This window comes from Chryseobacterium nakagawai (genome assembly GCF_900637665.1).
Taxonomy (GTDB): domain Bacteria; phylum Bacteroidota; class Bacteroidia; order Flavobacteriales; family Weeksellaceae; genus Chryseobacterium; species Chryseobacterium nakagawai.
In genome coordinates, this window is the sequence record NZ_LR134386.1 from 542,835 (window position 1) to 562,123 (window position 19,289).

Consider the following 19,289-nt stretch of genomic DNA (forward strand, 5'->3'; position numbering starts at 1 on the left):
ACAAAATCTTTTATACATGATCAATGATTTCCTGAAGATGTGCTACTGATTTTTCAAGCACAAACGGAAGTTCTGTATGAGCTATTTCCTTTTCATAGTTTCCGGAAAGTTCGCTGTTGGTTAAGAATTGTTTCATACCTTCATAAATTCCTTCCTCTGAGTTGGGAGTAATGAGACCTAATTTTCCATCTTGAAGTAGGTCTTTTATTCCTGAAACATTTGTAGATACTACAGGTTTGTTGAGGATAAGAGCTTCCGCAATAATGGTAGGAAATCCTTCATGGCGGGATGACATTATATAGAAATCCGATTGTTTAAGATACGAATAAGGATTACTTCTGAACCCTAACATTTTTACAGTCTCCTGAAGTCCCAGTTGGTTAAGCTTTGCTTGGATATTTTCAAAATCAAATCCATCACCAATTATGATGATCTGATGTTTCAATCCTTCATCCATTAATTTTTTATGGACATCCAAAAGTCTGTCGTAGCCTTTTTGAGGGTATACTGTCCCAATGGTTACAAACGTTGGAAGGTCTTTGGAAAAAGGATAATCTGTAATTTTAACTTCAGCTTTATGAAGGGTATCCTGGGAATCAATGGGATTAAAGATCTTCACAACAGCTTGTTTCTCTGTATTATTATGAGCCAGTTTTTGCATTTCCTCTTTCAGTTTATTGGAAATGACCAGGATTCTGTCAAACTTGAAAAACTGTCTGATCACATCAGGAGTATATTCTTTGAGATTAAAGATATCATTCTGAATCCACACGATCTTTTTAGAATCCTTTTGCGGACTGGATAAGACTTCTTTATACATTCCATGGATCGCAGCTATTTCTACATCATATTTTTTATTTTTTAGTATAAATTTATAAAGAAGAGAAGGAAACATCAAAAACATTTTCTGATAAAGTACCCTAAATGCCTTTACTGGAATTTCATGAGGTCTATTGGTCGTAATCATTTCGCCTTTCAACAGATAATGTAAGTTTACCCATGACGGAACTTCTTTGATGTACATCCCCGTATAAAGGTTAATTAAAAGATCAACTTCATATTTGTCTTTGGGGAGGTTTTTAAGAAAGTTGATCAGAACTTTTTCTGCACCACCATGGCGAAGGGAACCGATTCTAATAAGAATTTTCTTTTTTTCAGACATTTATTTTTTTATAGGTTTATAAGTATGAGGGAGGTGTTTTTTTACGTAAGCTTCCAGTTTAGGCCTATCTAATTCAAGCTCTCGTGGATACATAACATTGTTTTTTAATGCTTTATCGCCATACTCTTCAATAGTACAAATAAATTTTGCAGGAACTCCGGCATACACTGTTCCGTTCGGCATAGAGGACGTTAAAATGGAACCGGCTCCCAGTACACAGTTGTCACCTATTTCTGAGCCGAGCATGATGATGGTATCTGCCCCAATAAAGCATTGTTTTCCAATTTTTATACGGCCGAAAGCTCTTACATCTTTATATTTTTCGAAAAAATGTAAAGCATTATAGCCCCCGTCATGATTAATGAATCTAACATTATTAGAAAGTGTTGTTTCGTCACCTATTTCAATTAAAAAAGGTTCTGTACCTAATTCGGGAACTTCTACAAAACGAACATTTTTTCCTACCTTTAATCCTTTAGCAATACAAATTTTGAGATAGATTCTCTTGATAAGATATTGATAAGTGGTATGAATTTTTAATATGATACGATATATGAATATCATTATTCTAAATTTGTTTTTCTCATACAAAGAAAAGAATTTATATGATAAGAATTTCTAAAATAGAATATTATTTACCTGAGTTGATTCTTACTAATATGGATTTGGAAAAAGAATTTCCGGAATGGAGTTCTGAAAGAATCCGGGAAAAAGTAGGGATCGTACAACGTCATATTTCTTCAGAAAAAGAGACCGTGCTGGATCTGGCTATACAGTCGTCAGAAAAGGTTTTTGAGAATTATGACAGGAGCAAAATAGACTTTATTCTTTTCTGTACCCAAAGTCCGGATTATTTTCTTCCGACTACTGCTTGTATTTTACAGGATAAATTGGGATTGAGGAAAAATATTGGAGCTGTAGATTTCAATTTGGGATGTTCCGGATTTGTTTATGGTTTGGCTTTTGCTAAAGGATTAATTACCGCTGGAATTGCCAGCAGTATTTTGTTGATCACTTCGGAAACCTATACCAAACATATTCATCCGAAAGATAAAGGAAACCGTTGTTTATTTGGGGATGCATCAGCCTCAGTAATTGTTGAAAAAGATGCCGATGCTGGGGATTATAAATTCTGTCTGGGAACTGATGGCAGCGGGGCGGAAAATCTAATGGTGAAGAAGGGAGGCTTCAGGACAAATTTTCTAGTAAATCCCCATCATGAATTTGGTCCTGAGAATCTTTATATGAACGGACCTGAAATTTTTAATTTTACCATAGAAAAGATTCCGGGGTTGATTAAAGAAACCATGGATGCTAATGCGCTCATTATGGATGATATTGATTATTTTGTTTTTCATCAGGCCAATTCTTTTATGCTGAATTATTTGAGACGGAAAACAAAAATTCCCACAGAAAAATTCTACATTGACATGGGAAAAACAGGAAATACAGTCTCCGCAACCATTCCAATAGCCCTGAAAGATATGCAGGATAAAGGTCTGTTGAAAAAAGGAAATAAGATTTTAATTGCCGGCTTTGGAGTAGGATATTCCTGGGCTGCTACCATTATGGATTTTTAATTTCGAATCACAAAATTTAAAATATATGAAAACTTCCATCTTTTTAGAAAAATTACAAGAGGAACTAGAAGAAAATCAAGTATTGAGCAAAGAAACTAAGCTAAAAGATTTGGAGAATTACGATTCTATTAGCTTGCTTTCTGTAATTGCTTTTGTAGATGAAAATTTTGATCAACAGCTTGATCCGGATCAATTTAAAAATATGGAAACGGTTTCCGATCTGATGAATATTATTGGGTTAGAAAACTTTGAAGCGGAGTGATGGTGATTCAATAATCATCACTCGCTTTGTTTTTGTTGATAAAGATTTTCAAGAATCTGTTCAACGGCATTGAAGATTTTTTGATTGTCAAACTGATCTTCGATAGTAAGAAGATTCTTTCTGATTCTGGAGATCAACTCCGGATCAGAAAGGAATTTTTTCATGGCTTCATACATTTCGTTGGTTTCATAATTGATCAGATATCCTGTTTCTCGATCTTTAATCATAATTCCTACATCACCCGTATCTGTAGCAATAATCGGTTTTTGAAGAATGAGTGCTTCAGCAATTACAAGTGGCCACGCTTCTGATTCGGATGGAAGAATAAAGTAATCAGCATTTTTAATGTAAGGATAGGGATTCATTTTATTGCCACATAAAATAAATGTGTTCTGAACATTATGGGTGTTGATCTGTGCTTTTAGGTTTTCCATTTCTTCTCCGTTCCCAAGTATTAAGATACTATGATGGAAACCTTCGTCTATCAGTCTTTTATGAGCATCAATAAGTTTGTGATAACCTTTCCTATGATGTAGTCTGCCTACAGAGACAAACACTGGTCCTTGAGGGAAGTCCTTTAATTTTTCTTCTGCCTTTTTTTTAACTTCTTCGATAGGAATAGCATTGATGACTACACTTTCTGAAGGATATTTTAAGTCCGGATAATAAAGATGCATCATTTCTTTGATTCTTTTCGAACAGTAAATCATATGATCAAACTTTTGAAAGTTATCTATGATTTCCGGAACTGCTGGTTGTAAGGCAGGTAAATTAATTTCAGAATGAAACCAGCCAATTTTTTTTGAGTGTTTATTGCTTGAATTATTGACGGATGAGAATGTAGCATAAGAAGGTGAAATTTCTATATCAAACTTTTTATTTCCTAAGATACGGTCAGATATTCTGGGATTTTTTAATATTCGCATCAGTTTTAATCTTCTGCGAACAAGCTGGAGCTTGTGAATAAAAGGATTTTTAGAAAAACTTTCTTTGCCTTCGGTGAGGTAAACCTTTTTTACATGGCTAGGGATTTCATTTCGAAGCTCTCCTTGATTCATGTTTAGGCATATGGTTAATTCAAATTTGTCACGGTTTAGATTGTTGAGCATGCTCAATACCACTTTTTCCACCCCTCCCATTTCCATCGAGCGGTGTCTGAAAAGGACCTGTATTTTCTTATTTTCTGACATTATCTGAAAAGTTTTTGTAAAGTAATAATTATATTTTTTTTAATCCTGTACCAAATTCCATGCTGATATTCCAAAAGAGCAAAGATCTCCTGATAACAGGTATAGTTTTTCGGGATCTTTTTTCCATTGATGCTTGTAAGATTTCTTCTTTTCATGGTCTCTAAAACAACCTGTGCAAAGTAATCATAAGATTTATCTTTATTGTTATTCTGGGAAATGCCTCCTGCATGAGCCCTGTAAAGATAATTGGTGTCATCTATAAAATAAACATTTCCTTTTTCATACATCTTTAAATACAGATCCTGATCCTCTGCAATTCTTAACCCCGGATTCATTTTTTCTGTGTGTTCATAAACACCCTTTCTGAACGTTACAAAATGATTGATCTGGTTGGGATAATTGAAAAAATAGGGATCACCGTTCCTTACCTGCATTGCAGATTTAAATGGTGCAATAGGTTTCAGGTCCTTATCACAACCCATAAAGCGGGAATAGGTAAGTACCACATTCTTTTTATCTTTAAAAATTTGAATTGCCTTTTCAATCGCTGTGGGAAGTATGGCATCATCCGGGTCTACAAAACCACAAATTTCTCCGGTTGCCAATTCTATCAGCCTGCTTTTTGTAACGCCTACACCACTATTCTTTTCATTTTCAAAAAACTTAAATCTTTCATCTCCTGCAATGAGGGTCTTTACCTGCTCTTTTTCACCTTCTGAAGAAGCGTCATCTACAATAACAACCTCCCAATTAAAGTAGGTCTGTTTTAGCAGAGAATCGTAACAATCCCTGAACAATGAAGCATTATTATAGTGAGCGATAAGTACGGAAAACTTCATATCAATTTATAAAGAGTGTTGACAATTAATTCCTGTGTGGTCATAATGATTAACATACTTTGTATTTGTATCAGTGATGGCCGACGAATATTTCAGGAAATAGACTGAAAGAAAATTGTTCATTGAAAAATGAAATCCTGATGGTAAACTGGCATTTTTCATAATAGAAAGAAGGTAATGTTTTTTTTCACTTGAGCTACACAAATATAATCCGTTTTTATATAAATGGAAAAAAAACTTTATTTTTGCTTTTATTAAATGCTGTAGAGTGAGTGAAATAAGGAGAGTTTTCAAAACATTTATCGGGTATCTGAAAAGACCGGATCTTTATCCGGAATTGGGGCGGAAAATTATTAAAAATACGGTCAACAGAGGGAATGCTTTTAAGGGAAAAGAAAAGACCAATTCCTGGGCAGCCGGAAGAGCAATATCACAGAAAGAAGCTGTTTTAAAGCTTTTTGGGTCCGAGATAGATGCTTTTCGCATTGATTACCATGAAGTTTTAGCAAATGCCAGTCAAAAAGAAAAAGAATGTCCTGTGAAAATGGGAGGTCCCGGAGCTTTGGAACTGATTTACTATGCCTGTGAGTTTACCAACGCTCAACATGTTGTGGAAACGGGAGTAGCTTATGGATGGTCTTCATTGGCGTCATTATTATCTCTTGTAAAAAGAAACGGAACGCTGTACAGTTCAGATATGCCTTATCTTGCGCAGGATGGAGATCAGTATGTAGGATATGTGGTTCCTAAAACCTTTAGAGGAAATTGGAAATTATTCCGTTTTGCAGACAGGGAATCTTTGCCGAAGATTTTTGCTGAAAAAACAACGTTCGATGTTCTTCACTATGATTCAGATAAAAGTTATAACGGAAGAATGTGGGCTTACGACGAACTTTACCAGCATTTGAAAAAAGGAGGTGTTTTCATCAGTGATGATATTGGCGATAATTCTTCCTATCAAGATTTCTGTGAAAAAAATAATATAGACACTACAGTTGTAGAGTACGAAGGAAAATACATTGGTGTTTTTATTAAATAACTTTATAGTAAGGTTTTATACTCTTAATAAGAAATGTTGGTAATACGAATAAACCGTTGAAGATTTCTGGATGGAAAAAGTGTAAAAATAAATTTATACAACAGCTGTTTAAGCAGTTTTTATGAAGATAAGTCAGATTACATTTACCAGATTTCTTGCGGCGATGGCTATTGTCATTTCCCATTTTAATAAAGATTTATTTTTATATAAAATCGATTATATATCAAATATATTCCTGAAAGCCAATGTAGGAGTGAGCTACTTCTTTATTCTTTCAGGGTTTATTATGATTGTGGCTTACCACAAAAAAGATACAATTGAATATTTTGAGTATTATAAAAACCGATTTGCTAGGATTTACCCCTTATATGTACTGGGGCTTTTACTGTATTTGGTGACCAGATATTCCGATTTCAGCATCTATAAAGGATTTTTGTATCTGTTTGGGCTTCAGAGTTGGATTCCCGGCGAAGCTATGATTCTGAATTTTCCAGGATGGTCCATTTCTGTGGAATTTCTGTTTTATCTGCTTTTCCCTTTGTTGTACAATTATTTCTATTCTAAAGGAAATAAAAGTATTTGGGTAGTCACCATTATCATATGGATCATTACGCAGGTATTTTGCAGTCTATATTCAGCTTCATCTTATTATGAGGGGCCTCATACCAAAAGCCATGAATTGTTGTATTACTTTCCGCTGATGCATATCAATGAATTTCTGGTGGGAAATCTTGCAGGATTATATTTTGTGAGAAATTCGAGTCAGAAGAATTATGATATTCCTATCATAGTTATTTTTGGATTGATTTTATTATCACTAATGTTTACTTCATTTTTCTATCATAATGGTTTAATGGCATTGTTATTTATTCCGCTTATTATCTTGATCTCAAGAAATAATGGAGCTCTGTCGAGGCTGTTCTCATTAAAGCCTTTGGAATATCTGGGAGAGGCAAGCTATGCAATATATATCACCCATATTCCTGTTCTCTACATTTTGAGAGAGCTTTTAAAGTGGAGAAAGTATAATTTTTCCATTGATATTGTATTTGGGATTTACATAGTTTTTCTTATTATAATCTGTGCTCTGTTTTATGAATTTATAGAAAAACCATTAAGAGATTATCTGAAAAGGTTGAAGATCAGATAAAAATTTTTATTTTTGTAACAAAGCAACACAATTATAGAAATGAGAAAAGTTCCCTTCATCCCTATCTCAGATGAGAATCCAGATTTAGTTTTTTTGATAAAAAGAATAACATAAAGGCTGAGACAAAAGTTTTCAGAGAAGTATAATAATTAGTAACTTCTAAACACTATGTTATTTAATTCAATAGGATTTCTTATTTTTTTACCGATAGTATTTTGTCTCTATTGGTTTGTATTCAACAGAAAATTTCATGAGCAGAACAGGCTATTGCTATTAGCCAGTTTTTATTTTTATGCCTGCTGGGATTGGAGATTTCTTTTTCTACTGATGTTTTCCATCGGTCTCGACTATGTATCGGGAATTAAGATTGAGAATAGCAAAACCAACCGGGAAGCGAAGTTCTGGCTTACTTTGAGTATTGTGATTAATCTTGGTTTTCTAGGGTTCTTCAAATATTATAATTTCTTTGTTGAGAGTTTTGCAGACCTTCTTGGTGGCTTTGGCTTCAAAGTGAATGTCTGGCTGCTTAATGTTATACTTCCAGTAGGAATTTCATTTTATACCTTTCATGGTCTGTCTTATGTAATTGATGTCTACAAAAAAAGAATAAAGGCAGAAAGGAGTTTTACAGATTATGCTGTTTTCGTAAGCTATTTTCCTCTTCTGGTGGCAGGTCCTATAGAAAGAGCTACCCACCTTTTGCCCCAAATACAGAAGGAGAGGGTATTCAATTATGAGCAGGCGGTGGATGGAATGCGGCAAATTCTTTGGGGATTTTTCAAAAAAATGGTCATTGCTGATAATTGTGCTCCGCTGGTGAATGAGATATTTAACAATTATCAAACGGAAAGTCCCGGTAATCTTGTAATAGGAGCTGTATTGTTTGCTTTTCAGATTTATGGCGATTTCTCAGGATATTCAGATATAGCATTGGGGGTCTCCAGATTGTTTGGAATTGAATTGCTGAAAAACTTTGCCTTTCCTTATTTCTCAAGAGATATCGCTGAATTCTGGAGAAGATGGCATATTTCGCTTTCTTCATGGTTCAGGGATTATCTGTATATTCCATTGGGGGGAAGTAAAGGAGGTCTTTGGATGAAGGTAAGAAACACATTTATTATTTTTCTGGTTTCAGGGTTCTGGCATGGTGCCAATTGGACATTTATGATCTGGGGTGGCCTGAATGCGCTGTATTTTATGCCTTTGCTTATTATGAACATAAATCGTCAGAATATGGAAGTTGCTGCTCAAGGGAAATTTTTACCATCTTTCAGAGAATGTTTTCAAATTCTAATGACCTTTCTGATTACGTGCCTGGCATGGATCTTTTTTAGGGCAGGGTCTGTAACTCAGGCAATTCATTATATTGATAGAATTTTTAGTCGTGAATTGTTTTCTATTCCACAAACATTACCATTTAAAGTATTGGGATTGATAGGATTTATGATGATTATTGAATGGATCAACAGAGAAAGATTTCACGGATTGGAAATTAAAAGATTCCATCCTTGGGTAAGGCGTACTTTCTATCTGGTTGTTATTTATATCATTCTCCGTTATGCCAACTTCGGGAATAATGAATTTATTTATTTTCAGTTTTAGCATGAAGAAGTTTTTAATTAAAATAGGACCTTATTTTGTTGCAGTACTTATTGTATTAGCAATTCTTGGATCTTATGCAGATGGCAATACGGATGATAATTACATGCATTTTGCAGTTAAAAAGCCTCAGAATATGATACTAGGAGATTCCCGTGGATCCCAGGGAGTGGTTCCCGTAGTTTTGAAAAGTAAACTTGCCGCAAATTTTGACAACTTTTCCCTGAATATTGTAGAGTCGCCCTATGGGCAAGTTTATTTTAAGGCTTTAAAAAGAAAACTAGATCCTGAAACTAAAAATGGAATTTTTATCCTTACTGTGAGTCCATGGAACCTGTCTTTAGATAAAGGTGTCAAAAAGGAAAAAGATTTTCCCGAAGAACATTCTCCATTAAATGATATGTATTTTTATGATAGGTCTCCTAATTATGAATATCTGCTGAAGCATTATACAAGAAGCTGGTTTAAGATTTATACAGAAAGGGCAGAAGCGGGGAAATCCAATACTTTTCTTCATGACGATGGCTGGCTGGAAGTAAATATCAATATGCATTCTGATTCTGTTGCTGTGAGAACAAATAGAAAGGAGCAATTTTATAAGGAGCTTGCCAAAACAGTAGAGCTTTCCCCGGAACGTCTTAAGGCTATTAATGAAATGATTAATTACCTAAGGACAAAGGGTAGGGTATATCTGGTTCGGCTTCCTACATCTAAAAGTCTTACCGCTATAGAGAGTGAAAAATATCCTCATTTTAATAAACTGTTGAAGGATATAGCAAAAAGACAAAATGTAACGTTTTTTGACTTTTCAGGAGATTATGCGCAATATGATTATACGGATGGAAATCATTTGTATAAAGAATCAAGTCGTAAAATTACTGCTCGAATAGGTGACTCCATCATTAGAAGTAGAGGCAGATAATATCTGCTAAAGATGATAGAATGAATTAAAAAAGATTGTTTCTGAAATTAATGTTATAAATACCAGACCGTATACTTTTATAGTCTGTTACAAGATACTTCAGAATCATTCGCCATCTTTTTAATTTAGGAGAATTGGCAATCTGAAAACTGCGATACATTCTATTAATGTGAAGTTTGATATGCTCAGGAAGAGTTGTTTCATTTTTGGCCCATGTATCCACTTCTTTCCATAAAAGAACGCGGGTTGTTGCTGGATTTACTTTTTTGGAATCTACCTGTGTAATTCTATTATCTTCATGTACGCCACGTATAGCAACGGCTTTGTCTATAAATCCAGGATGGAGATTAAGATAGTAAGATAGCCTCAAGAGAAATTCTGTATCCTGATGCAGCCTTAAAGTGGATTTAAATAGAGGATTCATTTTTTTCATTAAAGAATCCCTACGGATCGTTAACGCATCAATACTGAAGAGTCCAAAGCTGCCCAGCATATAGATCTGCCCGGGAAAGACATCTTTTGGGTCATGTCTTTTGTAAACCGTTGTTAATCGATCTCCAAATAAAGAATAATATTGTTCTTTTGCTTTTTCTGTATAGTAATGAACTCCAATAGCTCCATAGACACCTTCTACTTCAGGGTGTTTAAAAAGTTCTTTTTCAGCATCAAATCTATTGGGAAGAAAATAATCATCGGCATCCAGGAAAGCAATGAAATCTCCGCTGGCTTTTTCTATTCCCAGATTTCTGGTTGGACCTGCGCCATGATTTCCTTTATCCGGATGCTGGTAAAGTTGCACCCTTTCGTATTTTTTGGCAAGCTGCTCACATACCTCAAGCGCGTGATCCGGAGATTTGTCTTCTATTAAAATGATTTCATATACTTCATCAAACTGCAAAGCAGATTCCACAGCCTGGGATACATATTTCTCAGCGTTGTAAACGGGAATAATTACTGAAATTTTCATTTTTGCCAACTTAATTTTTTATATCATTTGTGTGTAGAAAAGCGTTGCAAGATAATCAATTATGAAGACTTACGTCTGTTTTTTTATTAAAAAAAACAGATAGATTGTCTCCTGGGTTTTTGATTCAAAAAATCTACCGAACAACAGAGGGTTCAGATGATTTTAGCAAAGAATTTGTAACGCAATCCTTTCTGATTTTGTGTTTTAATGTAAGCTGTAAATGTAAGATTTTATTTTTTAAGAGATCAATGAATGTCGGAAATTGATGTTATACAATCCTGATCTTATACTTTTGTAATCGGTAAAGAAGTATTTTATAATCATTCCCCACCTTTTTAATAAGGGGGCTTTCGCAATTTCAAAACTGCGGTGCATTCTTTTGATATGAGTCCTTACTTCTTCTGGAATGTCATGTTCGGTGTGAGACCAAAGATTAACCTCTTTCCAAAGAATAGCCCTTGAGACAGCAGGGTTTATAACCCTCATATCAACCTTTGTTATCCTGTTATTTTCATGCACACCTCTTATAGCTATAGCTTTGTCCAGAATTCCGGGATAGAGATCCAGGTAATAAGATAAGCGGAAGAGAAATTCGGTATCTTCATGAAGCCTTAAATGGGGTTTGAATAAAGGCTTTACTTTGTTCATTAAAGCTTCTCTTCGTACCGTTAAAGTATCAATACTGAAGAGTCCAAAACTTCCCAGCATATGAAGCTGTCCGGGGAAAACATCTTTGGGTTCATATTTTTTATAGACGGTAGTGAGTCTGTCTCCAAATAATTGATAATATTGCTCTTTTGCTTTGGCAGAATAGTAGTGTACACCAAGCGCTCCATAAACTCCTTCTATTTTTGGATCTTTGAACAGTTCTTTTTCAGCATCGAATCTATTGGGTAGGAAATAGTCGTCTGCGTCGAGAAAAGCTACAAATTCTCCGGTTGATTTTTCTATTCCCAAGTTCCTGCTTGGGCCAGCACCATGGTTTTCCTTATCAGGGTGCTGGTAAAGTTTAACTCTTTCATGTTTTTCGGCGAGCTGCTGACATATCTGTAATGCATTGTCCGGGGACTTATCTTCAATCAGAATGATTTCATGAACTTCATCAAACTGAAGAACAGAATCTACTGCCTGGGAAACATACTTTTCTGCATTATAAACGGGAATAACTACTGAGATCCTCATTTCTTCTCCTTTTTACAATAAATTTAGAATTGCAATTGCGTTTTATTTTAGTACCTTTTGAATTCGAAATTTAAGCTTTTAATTTTATTTTAAGGTTATTAAACCTCCAATTTTTCTATAAAACGGGAAGTAAACGTGATAGAAGAAGGTACAGCTATGATTTTAATTGAAAAATTTATTTTTTTGAGGTTAAAATAGGACGCTAAACCCCCAATATTGGGAATTATTAACAGTGTTTTTTTTCTTATTTGATCGGAGAATGCTTGAAAACCTTAAAATAATTTATTATGAATGCGAATATGTAAATCTATATTTAGTTCTTAATATATTGGGATTTTTAAGAACGGTAATGAGTAAGTCCAGAGTCTTGGAAAAACCTCTTTTTCCAGATAATTCAAAGGCTTTTTTCTGAAGAAAAATATGCTGGGCAGCATCAGCTTCTAAAGCTGAAGTTTTAGACCATTCATATAGAGAGTTCCAGAAAAGAGATTGTCTTTGGTTGTATTGTGGCGAGTATCTAACAATCTTTGAGATCCTGTTATCATCGTGTACACCTCTTATGGCAACAGGCTTATCTATGATTCCCGACTTTAAATAACAGTGATATGCCAACTTTATGATGAAGTCTGAGTCCTGATGCAAACGAAGGTTTACATTGAACCTTAGTTTTTTTGCTTCTAGTGAAGACCTCCTGATAGTGAGCGCATTCAAGTGAAAGAATGACCCAAATGTTTTAGGAGTAAGTCCCAGCAGGCCTCTGAATACTTCGTTTCCTTCAGCCGGATACTTTACAGTAAGTATTTCATTACTGCTAACGTTTGAAAGGAATTGTTCTTTTCCTTTTTCAGTAAGATACTCTGTGCCAATTGCATTAAATACTCCTTCTGTAGTTATATCACTGAAAAGTTTTTTTTCAGCTGAGAACCTGTTGGGAAGATAATAATCATCGGCATCCAAAAATGCAATAAAATCTCCGGTAGCTTTCTCAATTCCAAGATTTCTGCTTGCCCCAGCTCCATGATTACCTAAATCTGGATGCTGAAAGAGTTTTACCCGGTTATATTTTTGAGCCAGCTCCCGGCACATCTGAAGGGCGTTGTCCGGTGACTGGTCTTCTATTAAAACCACTTCGTATACTTCATCAAACTGTAAGGCTGATTCTACAGCTTTTGATATATATAGTTCTGCGTTGTATACAGGAATGATTACTGAAATCTTCATTTTTATCTTTTGTAGTGGTTTTTGATTTTTACGATTTACAGGCTTTAAAAATGCTACTTTATTCTTTATAATACAGATTGATTATTATCTGCCCATAAGGCAAGCTGTAAAAGGTTCCAGTGCTTCTCATCCTGAATAAGGAATTGCTGAGTTGCTTTAAAATCAATGAAATTAAATACTTTATGGTTGGGATCTTTTAGCAGATCATTTGAGAGGTTCATCAGGTTTTCTTCTGCGAACCAGCTTTTTACTCCAAGACCAAATCCTTGTTTATGGCGTGATCTGATGGTTTCGGTCCAGTAAGAACCCATTGCTTCACGAAGAATGATTTTATCATTGGTGTCATTAAGTTTCAATTGCTCTGGTAATTGAATACAAAACTCAGCAAAGTCCAGGTCAAGGAAAGGGGTTCTTACTTCTAATGAATTAGCCATCGCCATTCTGTCAGACTTTACCATCATATTAGCGGGAACATAGTTTTCAAGATCTACCCTCATGATATCATTAAGAGAGTCCGGGTTGGGGGTAAAACTATAGTGCTGCAAATAATCAGAAGAAACTCCAAGAAGGTCACGTTCTTTTTTGTTGAAAGCATTTCTTACATCATTCAGGTGAAAATCCAGAATGGAGGAATACTCCATATTTTTTCGGGTAATGAATGAAGTCGGTCTTATTTGTTGATAGAGCTTTAATCCGAATTGGGCAATGATATTTTTATAGCTGAAATGCTTCTTTAATTTATTCTCAACGGTATAAAAATGATATCCTCCAAAGAGTTCATCTCCCACATCGCCGGATAAGACAACGGTAAGATTTTTCTTAGCTGCTTTGCAAATTTCATAATGTGGGATAAAAGAGGTGTCTGCAAAAGGTTCGTCGAAGTAAGGTGATATTTTTAAAAGAGAAGTGACAAGGTCTGTTTTCTTTTCGTGAACCTCGATATGATTCGTTTTATATTTGTCTGCAATTTCCTTGGCATATTTCAGCTCATTGTCTTTGTGATCATATCCAAAGCTGATGGTGGTCTGATGAGGTAAAAATTCATCTACCAAAGCAACAACAGATGAAGAATCTAATCCTCCACTCAGAAAGCTGCCTACTTCTACGTCTGCAATCAGCTGTTTTTTTACAGCATTTTTCAGTAAATGCAAAAACTCTTCTTTAGCATCGGATAGACTTATAACGCGGTCTTTTGCCGGTAAACTGTAATATCTGGAAACTTTAAAATTTCCATCTTTCCAAATTAACTGGTGGGCTGGCGGAAGCGTATATATATTGCTGTAAATACTCTGATGTGAGCTTACATATCCATATTGAAGATAATGAGAGAGTGCTTGGGAGCTTACTTTAGGCTGAATAATCCCTGAAGCTAAAATTGCTTTAATCTCAGATGCAAAAATAAATTCATTATTAGGGCCAATAGCATAATACAAAGGCTTCTCTCCAAAACGATCTCTCGCGCAAAAGAGCTGTTGTTTCTGTTCATCCCAAATGGCAAAGGCAAACATTCCCGGAAGATCATGGATCAGGTTTTCCTGCTTTCTCTGATACATGGCAAGAATAACCTCTGTATCAGAACCACCATGATAAGGGTAGTCAGCATATTGTCTCTTAATATCTTGGAATCCATATATTTCGCCATTGAGAACAATACATTCATTTTTAGTATTGGAGAACATAGGTTGTTTTCCATTGTCAGAGAGATCTATAATAGAAAGTCGGCGGTGGCCCAGTATTGCATTTTCATAAAATTCATAGTGAGAAGAATCAGGACCACGATGAATCAGTGAATCCGTCATTTTCTGGATTTCAACCTGATAATTTCTGGCATTATTGCCTATAATCCCCGCTATTCCACACATAATATTTTATTTTTCATCATTAATTTTCAATTATTGTACAGCTAATTTACGACAGATTCAGAAAAGTAGGAGCAATTTGAATTAATTGACTTCGTAGGCTGCTTAATTTTTCGCTGTCTTTCGAGATCTTTTTATATTTCCTGGACAGCTCTTTATATTTATTGATATTACCTGTCATAAGATTTTTGATTATACTTTGTTTCAGGTGTCTTTTCTCTTGCTGCAGGGCATTGGGAAGATGAGGGTTCATAATATTGGTTTCAATACGGAGATCCTCATATTTGTTCAAATCTATTTTGTGAATTGATTGTACTCCATCATGTACTACTTTACTGCCGGGAACAAGAAGCACCTTTTTTTTATGAAAATGAATTCTATTGGTATATTCATCATCTTCTCCATAATGGAAAAAATAAGGATTAAATCCTCCTATAGTTTCTATTGTTCTCTTTGGTAATAACCAATGAGCGGCATTGACAAAGTGAATCTCATAGTAAGGTTTTAATGTTTGAAAATACAAATCTGAGATCATCCTTGTTTTTTCGTAATTCTTAGCGATATACTGATCCAGAAAAATATCAAGGTATTTCTCTGAACCATCTATATGAATAGGGCTTATAATCCCGATTTCATCTTTGTTGGGATAGCTGTTATATATTTCCAGCATCTTTTCGATACTGTTTTCATAGAGCCATGCATCCTGATTCATCAGATAAAAGAAATCTGCCCCATTTTTATAAGCCTTTTCAATACCTATATTATTAGCTTTTCCAAATCCAAGATTAGATTCGGATTGAGTGAAGTCTACTTCAGGGAAATGAGTTTTTATATATTCCTGGGTTCCATCCGTTGATCCGTTATCTATTACGAAACACTTTACGGGAACAGATGATTTTCTTAAGCTGTTAAAGCATCGTTCAGCCCATTTCATGGCGTTGTAGGTGACAATAATGATATGAATCTCAGGCATTTTTTAATTAATATTTTTGTTTTGGGATTGTTGATAGCTCATGTGTTATAGTAAATTCGAAATTCTAAAATACAAAAAATAGTACACTTGCTTTAGAAAGCCATCAAGCTTAGGGAAAGTTAAAAATCCCTGAGTCATCAGCATCATTTTCCATGAAAGATTAAATACAATTAATACAACTGCGATAATGTCTTGTTTTCTGCTTAGGACAGCTCTCTGCTCTGTGGCAAGAAATATGGTTAAAAGGGTAAAGAAAATATTTACCCATCTTCCCCAATCTACCGCTAGATAAAACAATGGAATTAAAAAGAGAATCTGTATGATCAGGAATAGAGTATTGATTTTAACTTTATTGAACTTGCAGTATATATAAACGGTTAGTACTCCTAATAATATGCTTATTGCGTAGGTCTGATAATCATACAAGTGAGATTTATAATATCCAAGAACGTCATAATGAGGATCGTAATCAAAGATTCCCATTTCTTCCATTACTAGCCCATGAGCTTTAAAGAAAGGTATTGTATTTTCTGTTCTTAAGCTGATTCCAAATTTATAAAGAAGAATCATGATAAGGGTTGCAGGAACAAATTGATAAAAGATTATTTTTTTGAATTTATCAAACGATGAGCCTTCATTTTTCATGAAATAAGCTAATCCTACAAATGGTAAATAAAAGTAAGCAGCTTCATGGGTTAAAAGGGCAATGATAATAAAGAAAGTAATCGTAATATCTTTAATAATAACCTTTGAGCGAAGTGATAAAAGGTATAAAAGGTACAGGAAGAAGAATAGCATTTCTTTTCTGGTCGCAATATTGGGATCTTTGATGATCATTCCAAAACCCACAGGAAGCAGGAGGAGCGCTATGACCAGAAGATTGTTCTTTTCCTTCCAAAAGAGTTTGAATAAAAGATAAAAAATGGCGGTATAAAGTGCTGCTACAAAAGTAAAAACAATATATTCAAGCTTAATATGCGTAAGCTCATTAATCCCCATAAACAAAGTTCCGAAAAGGCCTCGTCGTTTGAATCCTCCATCCTGATAATTGATGATCCAGTCTCCGAAGCACCAACCCCCTTTTTTAACTATAATAAGAGTATAAGAAGTGGTAATACTTACATAGTAGTAAATGATAAATAGTAGACCAATGATGTAATTAATTATTTTCGTTTTCATGCTTGTTCTCTAAACAACGTTTGTGTTTTTATTTTAAAAAAGTTTAAAATAGATAAAGTAATACAGTTTTTTTATAATGGTATCAATAACAGGAAAGGTAAGGAAGCCTGCAGTAAAAAGCAGCATTTTCCATAACGAATTAAACAGAATCAGTATGACTCCTGTAATATCTTTTTTTAAAGTAGGAGCCAATTGTGGCTCACCTGCAATGAATATCGTAAATAAGGTAAAGAAAATATTGATCCATCTTCCCCAATCATATGCTACATAAAATAATGGGATAAGGAAAATAGCCTGTATAATCAGAAACTTTTTATGAATGTTTATTTCGTTTGATCTGCAATAGATATAATAAGTTATTGTTGCAAAAAATAGACTGATAAGGTAGGTAAAATAACCGTATGAATGGGCTTTGTAAAAATTCAGAACATTATAGTTAGGGTCATAGCCATAAATCCCTTTAAGGATCAATTTCAGCCCATGTTCCTGTAGAAATTGAATAGAATTGGGTGTCGTTATACTGTACCCGAATTTATACAGCAGCAACAGGATAATAACTCCAGGGGCAAAATGATAAAGTATTATTTTTTTTGCCTTGGTAAAAGAAGGAGAACTGTCTTTAATAAAGTAAGTAAAACTTACAAATGGAATATAAAAGAAAGCCGCTTCATGGTTCAGGATTGCGAGAATAATAAAAAAACTGACTGCAATATCTTTTACAGTCTTTTTGCTCTCCAGCCTTAAAAAATAAATCAGATACAACAGAAAAATAATAATTTCCTTTTTTGCAATAATAGTAGGGTCTTTCAATACCATTCCCATTCCTGCAGGAAGCAATAAAATACTTATGGTAAGCAGCGTATTTTTTTTCTGCATGAACAATTGGATCAACAGCGTAAAAAAGATAGCGTAGACGATAGATACAAATGTAAATACAAGGAACTCAAGCTTAATATTGGTAAGTTCGTTAAGGAAAATAAATAAGCTTCCAAAAAGGCCTCTTCGTTTGAATCCTCCATCCTGATAATTAATCAGCCATTCACCAAGATACCAACCGTTTTTATGAAATACGAGCTGAATGTAACTGTTGCTAATACAGATACAATAGTAAATGAGAAATATCAATCCTATTATATAGTTGATGATTTTCGTTTTCATAATTATTTGCTAGCTGGTTTTAAATGGGATAAAAAATATTCTTTAATCAATAAAAACCTTTTTAAATGTATCCATTACAGGATTAGGAAGGAATTTTTCGTAAAGCCCCTTTGCTGACAAAGAAAGATCAGCATCCAGAATAATATCCTGCAGTTCTTTACTGTCATTATAATAATAGGCTTGATCCTGTAGATGAGTGATGTGTGCCTTTTCCGGAGGGTTGGCAAAAGCAATCACAGGTTTTCCCATAATGGCAAATTCTGCAACGGTAATTCCGAAGGTTTCTCCCCTTTCGCGGGCATGAAGAAGTGCATTACAAGTATTAATAAATTTCTGTTTCATAATAATATCCGAACTTGGAGGAAGAAATATAATGTTTGAAGGAACAGATTTCCACCATTTCTTTTTGATGAAAGGAGTTACTCCCATAAAAATGAAATAGATATCTTTATATTTTGAGGAAATCTTTTCAATCGTTTTTTGAGCAAAAAGAATATTAAAACTGATGTGGCCTCCATAGTATCCAAATACTTTTGCTTTCGGAGGAATATTAAATTCTGCTCTCAGGTCCTCATGGGTTTGAGACTCAAAATTAACCATATGAGGTACATAGGGGTATTTTGAACCGGTCATTTCCTGACTCAGCCATTCGGAAACATATGCATATACATCTCCATGGGGCTCAAAATGTTTGAAGACACTATGTATTACGGATTTACATTCCTTAGTGTCTATCCCATCGATATTGCCATTTTTGATGGCATAAAAAAGATCTATATTATCCTCACGGATAAGTTTATCCACTTCATTGAAGTCTGAATAACCATGTACCCGGAATCTTTTTTCAAATTTTTCAACGCCCAATGGGTGATTGGTCTTTGCATTTTTGTTGTATATAATAATAGATTCATTCCCCAGATATCTCTCATTGAAATCTGCGTAGTCATATACTGCGATGGAAGTACCTCTGTAGTTGAGTTCATCCTCATGAAAAAGAATTTTCATCT

18 protein-coding genes are annotated in these 19,289 nt (G+C 34.5%); 6 read left to right on the top strand and 12 right to left on the bottom strand.

Annotated elements, in window-relative coordinates:
• Positions 1-10: 10 nt before the first annotated feature.
• Together EL260_RS02485 and EL260_RS02490 are read right to left on the bottom strand one after the other, a co-directional pair.
• Entirely contained in the window at positions 11-1,162 is a 1,152-nt protein-coding gene (locus EL260_RS02485; protein WP_123858708.1) for a glycosyltransferase, read from the bottom strand.
• On the bottom strand, positions 1,163-1,726 hold the full coding sequence (locus EL260_RS02490) for an acyltransferase (RefSeq protein WP_123858709.1): 564 nt from the start codon (positions 1,724-1,726) through the stop codon (positions 1,163-1,165). It abuts the gene before it with no gap.
• 41 nt (positions 1,727-1,767) lie between these two features.
• On the opposite strand from EL260_RS02490, the gene EL260_RS02495 reads away from it, so the two are divergent.
• The gene (locus EL260_RS02495) at positions 1,768-2,742 is read left to right on the top strand and encodes a ketoacyl-ACP synthase III (protein ID WP_123858710.1); all 975 of its coding nucleotides are present in this window, start codon (positions 1,768-1,770) and stop codon (positions 2,740-2,742) included.
• Positions 2,743-2,767: 25 nt separating this feature from the next.
• Positions 2,768-3,004, top strand: a complete 237-nt coding sequence (locus tag EL260_RS02500; RefSeq protein WP_123858711.1) for a phosphopantetheine-binding protein — start codon at positions 2,768-2,770, stop codon at positions 3,002-3,004.
• Between the two features lie 17 nt (positions 3,005-3,021).
• On the opposite strand, the gene EL260_RS02505 is transcribed toward EL260_RS02500, so the two are convergent.
• Together EL260_RS02505 and EL260_RS02510 are read right to left on the bottom strand one after the other, a co-directional pair.
• Positions 3,022-4,194 carry a glycosyltransferase gene (locus EL260_RS02505; protein WP_123858712.1) on the bottom strand — a complete coding sequence of 391 codons (1,173 nt, stop codon included), beginning with the start codon at positions 4,192-4,194 and terminating at the stop codon, positions 3,022-3,024.
• Entirely contained in the window at positions 4,194-5,033 is an 840-nt protein-coding gene (locus EL260_RS02510; protein WP_123858713.1) for a glycosyltransferase family 2 protein, read from the bottom strand. Before EL260_RS02510 ends, EL260_RS02505 begins: the two co-directional genes overlap by 1 nt.
• A 268-nt stretch (positions 5,034-5,301) precedes the next feature.
• On the opposite strand from EL260_RS02510, the gene EL260_RS02515 reads away from it, so the two are divergent.
• The 4 genes from EL260_RS02515 to EL260_RS02530 all read left to right on the top strand — a co-directional run bounded on the left by EL260_RS02515 (position 5,302) and on the right by EL260_RS02530 (position 9,743).
• Complete coding sequence (locus tag EL260_RS02515) at positions 5,302-6,072, top strand: class I SAM-dependent methyltransferase (RefSeq protein ID WP_123858714.1); 771 nt, start codon at positions 5,302-5,304, stop codon at positions 6,070-6,072.
• A 121-nt stretch (positions 6,073-6,193) separates the two neighbouring features.
• Positions 6,194-7,222, top strand: a complete 1,029-nt coding sequence (locus tag EL260_RS02520; RefSeq protein WP_123858715.1) for an acyltransferase family protein — start codon at positions 6,194-6,196, stop codon at positions 7,220-7,222.
• Between the two features lie 168 nt (positions 7,223-7,390).
• Positions 7,391-8,824: an MBOAT family O-acyltransferase gene (locus EL260_RS02525; RefSeq protein WP_123858716.1), complete on the top strand. Its 1,434-nt coding sequence runs from the start codon at positions 7,391-7,393 to the stop codon at positions 8,822-8,824.
• Entirely contained in the window at positions 8,799-9,743 is a 945-nt protein-coding gene (locus EL260_RS02530) for a hypothetical protein (protein WP_123858717.1), read from the top strand. The genes EL260_RS02525 and EL260_RS02530 overlap by 26 nt, the downstream gene beginning before the upstream one ends.
• 25 nt (positions 9,744-9,768) lie before the next feature.
• Here EL260_RS02530 and EL260_RS02535 read toward each other — a convergent pair whose 3' ends face one another.
• The 8 genes from EL260_RS02535 to EL260_RS02570 all read right to left on the bottom strand — a co-directional run bounded on the left by EL260_RS02535 (position 9,769) and on the right by EL260_RS02570 (position 19,287).
• Positions 9,769-10,710 (bottom strand): glycosyltransferase family 2 protein, encoded by a 942-nt coding sequence (locus EL260_RS02535; RefSeq protein ID WP_123858718.1) that lies wholly within the window; start codon positions 10,708-10,710, stop codon positions 9,769-9,771.
• A 237-nt stretch (positions 10,711-10,947) separates the two neighbouring features.
• A complete protein-coding gene (locus EL260_RS02540) occupies positions 10,948-11,892 on the bottom strand; it encodes a glycosyltransferase family 2 protein (protein WP_123858719.1) in 945 nt (314 codons plus the stop codon).
• A gap of 285 nt (positions 11,893-12,177) precedes the next feature.
• The gene (locus EL260_RS02545) at positions 12,178-13,113 is read right to left on the bottom strand and encodes a glycosyltransferase family 2 protein (RefSeq protein ID WP_123858720.1); all 936 of its coding nucleotides are present in this window, start codon (positions 13,111-13,113) and stop codon (positions 12,178-12,180) included.
• 65 nt (positions 13,114-13,178) lie between these two features.
• Positions 13,179-14,975: an asparagine synthase (glutamine-hydrolyzing) gene (asnB, locus tag EL260_RS02550; RefSeq protein ID WP_123858721.1), complete on the bottom strand. Its 1,797-nt coding sequence runs from the start codon at positions 14,973-14,975 to the stop codon at positions 13,179-13,181.
• Between the two features lie 46 nt (positions 14,976-15,021).
• The gene (locus EL260_RS02555) at positions 15,022-15,945 is read right to left on the bottom strand and encodes a glycosyltransferase family 2 protein (RefSeq protein WP_123858722.1); all 924 of its coding nucleotides are present in this window, start codon (positions 15,943-15,945) and stop codon (positions 15,022-15,024) included.
• A gap of 45 nt (positions 15,946-15,990) precedes the next feature.
• Positions 15,991-17,124, bottom strand: a complete 1,134-nt coding sequence (locus EL260_RS02560; RefSeq protein ID WP_123858723.1) for a hypothetical protein — start codon at positions 17,122-17,124, stop codon at positions 15,991-15,993.
• A gap of 33 nt (positions 17,125-17,157) precedes the next feature.
• A complete protein-coding gene (locus EL260_RS02565; RefSeq protein WP_123858724.1) occupies positions 17,158-18,282 on the bottom strand; it encodes a hypothetical protein in 1,125 nt (374 codons plus the stop codon).
• A 42-nt stretch (positions 18,283-18,324) separates the two neighbouring features.
• Positions 18,325-19,287, bottom strand: a complete 963-nt coding sequence (locus EL260_RS02570) for a glycosyltransferase family protein (protein WP_123858725.1) — start codon at positions 19,285-19,287, stop codon at positions 18,325-18,327.
• Positions 19,288-19,289 lie beyond the last annotated feature (2 nt).

Bases quoted from the DNA above. Each gene is read 5' to 3' on its own strand.
- EL260_RS02505 (WP_123858712.1), bottom strand. From the start codon at position 4,194: ATGTCAGAAAATAAGAAAATACAGGTCCTTTTCAGACACCGCTCGATG.
- EL260_RS02485 (WP_123858708.1), bottom strand. From the start codon at position 1,162: ATGTCTGAAAAAAAGAAAATTCTTATTAGAATCGGTTCCCTTCGCCAT.
- EL260_RS02530 (WP_123858717.1), top strand. From the start codon at position 8,799: ATGAATTTATTTATTTTCAGTTTTAGCATGAAGAAGTTTTTAATTAAA.
- EL260_RS02510 (WP_123858713.1), bottom strand. From the start codon at position 5,033: ATGAAGTTTTCCGTACTTATCGCTCACTATAATAATGCTTCATTGTTC.
- EL260_RS02565 (WP_123858724.1), bottom strand. From the start codon at position 18,282: ATGAAAACGAAAATCATCAACTATATAATAGGATTGATATTTCTCATT.
- EL260_RS02535 (WP_123858718.1), bottom strand. From the start codon at position 10,710: ATGAAAATTTCAGTAATTATTCCCGTTTACAACGCTGAGAAATATGTA.
- EL260_RS02560 (WP_123858723.1), bottom strand. From the start codon at position 17,124: ATGAAAACGAAAATAATTAATTACATCATTGGTCTACTATTTATCATT.
- asnB (WP_123858721.1), bottom strand. From the start codon at position 14,975: ATGTGTGGAATAGCGGGGATTATAGGCAATAATGCCAGAAATTATCAG.
- EL260_RS02555 (WP_123858722.1), bottom strand. From the start codon at position 15,945: ATGCCTGAGATTCATATCATTATTGTCACCTACAACGCCATGAAATGG.
- EL260_RS02525 (WP_123858716.1), top strand. From the start codon at position 7,391: ATGTTATTTAATTCAATAGGATTTCTTATTTTTTTACCGATAGTATTT.
- EL260_RS02500 (WP_123858711.1), top strand. From the start codon at position 2,768: ATGAAAACTTCCATCTTTTTAGAAAAATTACAAGAGGAACTAGAAGAA.
- EL260_RS02520 (WP_123858715.1), top strand. From the start codon at position 6,194: ATGAAGATAAGTCAGATTACATTTACCAGATTTCTTGCGGCGATGGCT.
- EL260_RS02490 (WP_123858709.1), bottom strand. From the start codon at position 1,726: ATGATATTCATATATCGTATCATATTAAAAATTCATACCACTTATCAA.
- EL260_RS02545 (WP_123858720.1), bottom strand. From the start codon at position 13,113: ATGAAGATTTCAGTAATCATTCCTGTATACAACGCAGAACTATATATA.
- EL260_RS02540 (WP_123858719.1), bottom strand. From the start codon at position 11,892: ATGAGGATCTCAGTAGTTATTCCCGTTTATAATGCAGAAAAGTATGTT.
- EL260_RS02570 (WP_123858725.1), bottom strand. From the start codon at position 19,287: ATGAAAATTCTTTTTCATGAGGATGAACTCAACTACAGAGGTACTTCC.
- EL260_RS02495 (WP_123858710.1), top strand. From the start codon at position 1,768: ATGATAAGAATTTCTAAAATAGAATATTATTTACCTGAGTTGATTCTT.